At 67.4% G+C, this 3806-nt stretch carries 3 protein-coding genes; 1 reads left to right on the top strand and 2 read right to left on the bottom strand.

The features are described 5' to 3' along the window. Positions 1 to 377 precede the first annotated feature (377 nt). Positions 378 to 1835 (top strand): IS1380 family transposase, encoded by a 1458-nt coding sequence (locus tag VGJ14_17700; protein ID HEY2834264.1) that lies wholly within the window; start codon positions 378 to 380, stop codon positions 1833 to 1835. An 813-nt stretch (positions 1836 to 2648) separates the two neighbouring features. Here VGJ14_17700 and VGJ14_17705 read toward each other — a convergent pair. Both VGJ14_17705 and VGJ14_17710 read right to left on the bottom strand, forming a co-directional pair. Beyond that, entirely contained in the window at positions 2649 to 2771 is a 123-nt protein-coding gene (locus VGJ14_17705; GenBank protein ID HEY2834265.1) for an HTH domain-containing protein, read from the bottom strand. 391 nt (positions 2772 to 3162) lie between these two features. Then, positions 3163 to 3675 carry a MerR family transcriptional regulator gene (locus tag VGJ14_17710; protein HEY2834266.1) on the bottom strand — a complete coding sequence of 171 codons (513 nt, stop codon included), beginning with the start codon at positions 3673 to 3675 and terminating at the stop codon, positions 3163 to 3165. Between the last annotated feature and the right edge of the window lie 131 nt (positions 3676 to 3806).

Here is a 3806-nt window from a genome sequence, read left to right on the forward strand (position 1 = left end):
GACTTGCACTGTTGCACACTTGCATTACTCCTGTGGTCTCATGCTCCAGCCATGCGTGGCGAGGTCAGCCGTGACCAACTCACAGCACGTCGGATACGACGTTCTCCGCGTCCCGAACTCGCACCTTCCCGGACATGAGCAGCGGCAACAGCTCATCGCGGGTGGAAACTAATGAGCGCGTCTCTTGGGCGGCGGCGTGTGCACGTATGCGCAAAGGGAGAGCTATGGATTCGAACTCATCCCACTGATCGCCGCTCAGACCCGAATCCGCGATTAGTAGGGGACACGGGTCGTGAGATGGCGATAGGTGCCCGTCTGACCTGCGACAATGGTGTTTGCGAAGACACATTCGTCGAGGTCGGAAGGACACCTACCGGGTGAACAGTTTACGCGAGATGCGCCGGTTGCGGCGCCGGGTGCTCATCGGCGCGCCGGATCGGTCGTTGACTGGGTTCTCGGGGATGGTAGCGGTGACCGAGCTGGTCGACCGACTGAAGATGATCACAGTGTTGGATGCGGTGATCGGGCCGATCAAGACCCGCAACCGGGGGCATAGCGGCGGGGAGCTGTTGGTCGGGTTGGCGGCGGCGCAGTTGGCCGGGGAGGACTTCCTGGTGGGGCTGGACCGCTACCGCGCCGACGCCGCCGGGCAGGTACTCGCGCCGGTGGCTGGGCTGTGCTCGACGACCGCGGCCGGGCTGGCGCGGCGGTTCAGCGAGGGGCAGTGGCGGGCGGTGGAGACCGGGATCGGGGATATCGGCACGCGGATGCTGGCCGCGTTGCCCGTGGCGCGGGCCGCGGCGCTGTGTGAGACGGTGACGATCGATCTGGACACCACCGATGTGGAGGTCTACGGACGCCGTAAGCGTGGGGTGGCCTACAACTACCAGGGACAACGCTGCGGACGTCCGCACGTGGCCACCTGGGCCGAGACCGCGACCGCGCTGGCCGCGGACCTGATGTCGGGCAACGAAGACCCCCGCGGGCACGCCCCGGAGCTGTTGAACCGGGCACTGGCCGCGCTGCCGGCGCCGGCGCGGCTGGGCAAGATCCGGCTGCGCACCGACGCCGGCTATTTCGCCGGTGAGCTGGCCCGCGCGGCGCTGGCGGCCGATGTCGAGTTCGCGATCGGCGCCAAACGCATCGCCCCGCTGTGGCGGCTGCTCGACGGGGTTGCCGAGACCGGCTGGATCGACGCGCTGGACATGGACGGCGCGCAGGTCGCGGTGGCCGACTATCGCCCGGGCTGGTGGCCGGCGAGCACCTGGCTGCTGATCCGCCGGGTGCGCCTGGACGTGGCGGCCGGAGCGGTCTCGGCCGACCCACGAGCCCGGCGCCGCCGCACCCTGCACCCCGAGCAACGGGTCCTGCCCCTCGCCGAGATCGCCGGCGCCGACGCCGTGTACGGCTACTCGTTCATCATGACCAACCTGGATGTGTCCACCGGTGAGAAGGCCGCGACGGTCGAGCACTGGTATCGGCACCGGACCCAGGTCGAAAACATCTTCCGGGACAGCAAGATCGGTGCTGCTTTGCGCCACCTGCCCTCCGGATATCCGCAGGTCAACACCGCGTGGATGTGGGGTGCGCTGCTCGCGGTCAACATCGCCGGCTGGCTACACCAACTCACCGCCACCACCGGGCCCGGCGCCCGGCTGTTCGGCCACGGCGTCCGCGGCGGCCAAGCCATGATCGCCACCCTGCGCCACCGGCTGATCCGCGTCCCCGCCCGCCTGATCCGCCACGCCGGCACGCTCACCCTGCGCCTACCCCCAGGCCATCAACTGCTCAACGAGATCCTCGCCCGCATCCGTGCCCTCCCCGCGACGCCCTGACCAGGCCAAAAGGCCCCAAACACCCCCGGAACCCGCACACCCGAGGCGACACTCGGGCAACCGGGCTGCGACCAACCCGAACTCACGCCCAATCAAAGATCAATCCACCGACCGGAGATCAACTACATCCTTACCCGCGGATTCGGGTCAGATAGATTTGGGTGCGGCTCTTCTCAAGTGAGGGCTGTTGCCGCTGGGGCCGGAGAGTCGAGCGGTCACCGGCACCGATGCGCCCTGAAAATGCTCCGCGCGCGAAAGGGTCTTCGCCTGCGCAGTCGGCGTGAATGTACCCACGTAGAAGCGTCCGAGCGCATGTGCCGCACGAAATCCTGGGTAGATTCCGCCGGCGTCCCGGTGAACAGCCGCGACCAGGTCGGCTGCGCGATAGAACGGTCCGTGGTCCATAGCGAGCCCTTTCGTCTGAATGAGGTCGGACGGCGATTAGAGGGCTGTCCGTGGTCGCTACCAGATGCCGGACCGATGCGGGCTGATCAACCTGTCGGCAACCGTGGTCGCACCCAGGGCGAACAAGCCCTGGCGGGAAAGACCGAATGCCGGCGGTGAACGGCGTCGGTGAGCCGTGTGCGGGAGAACCACATGCACGGTTTGACGGGCGGGAGCTGGAAACGAGACACCACCGGCCAAGGCTACCGCCGTGGAACAACCTCGCGGGAAACCGCGGGAACACAAGGCTACGGGGGGGGCCTACCGCCGATCCATATCCACGCGCCCGCTCCCGACCCTCCTGGCGGCGCTTCCAAGGTAAGCACAGAAGCCGCCATGAGTGGATCTTGCGACCGGCGACGGTCTGATCTACGTGCGCTGTGGTTGTCGCTCGAGGTGGCGGTAGATGGTCTTGCGGGAGACGTGGAAGGTTTCGGCGATCTCGGCGACGGTGTAACGACGTTTGCCGTCGGCGCCTTTCTCGTCGTACATCTGTCGGGCGACGCCGATCTGGCGGGCGGTGAGTTTGGGTTTGCGCCCGCCGGTTCGGCCACGTGCCCGGGGCGGCTTCCAGGCCTTCGAGGGTGCCTTCGCTGATGAGGTCGGCGAGCATCGTGGTGACGATCCGGTTGCCCTCACCCAGGCCACCGACCCGATAACCGCCGGGAGACGCCCAAATCGGTCCTCAGGTAGGACTGCGCGCAGGTCGTGAAGGCCACGCGGACATTGACACTTCCGGTCCCGCTGGCGCTGGCGACGATTATGAGTCGGTGGAGTGCTCGGATAGCAGATGTCGCAGGAACCGGTCCGGGTCACTGACCGGGGTCCTTCTGGTGGGTGCTGATGGTCATGTCCAGAAACGCCGCTGTGCGGGCGTACCGCGTCACGCGATGGCAGCGGCCTGGTCCTGGGAGCCCCAGCCACCCGACATGGGCGTCACGGCTGGCCTGCGCGCTGGGGTGTCGCGCAGTCGGACGGGTGGACGTTCGGTGGGGAACGCGCGGATGGTGGCGGTGACCTCGCGCATGGTCGCCCCGATCGCGATCCCGAACACACCTTGACCCCCGCGCAGCAGGTCGACGACCTCGTCAGCGGTGCTGCATTCGTAGACGGTGATCCCGTCGCTGAACAGCGTGATCGCTGCCATGTCGTGAATTCCCCGGCCGCGCAGGTAATCGACCGCGACCCGGATGTTCTGCAGCGACACCCCGGTGTCGAGCAATCGCTTCACCACCGTGAGCACAAGGAGATCGGTGTAGGAGTAGAGGCGCTGGCTGCCGGATCCGTGGGCGCCGCGCAGGGTCGGCACGACGAGCCCGGTTCGGGCCCAGTAGTCCAACTGCCGGTAGGTGACCCCCACGATCTTGCACGCGGCCGGACCGCGGTAACCGTCCATCTCGTCAGGTACCGCGTCTCCCAGCGCGGAGTCGGGGAAGAGAACACCCTGTTCTCCCCGTGCCGCGCGGCGCTCGGAATCCATGGATGTGACGGTAACCGAGGTGGGCAACAAGGCCGCTACGGCGACAT

This window comes from Sporichthyaceae bacterium, from assembly GCA_036493475.1.
In the GTDB taxonomy this organism is placed as follows: domain Bacteria; phylum Actinomycetota; class Actinomycetes; order Sporichthyales; family Sporichthyaceae; genus DASQPJ01.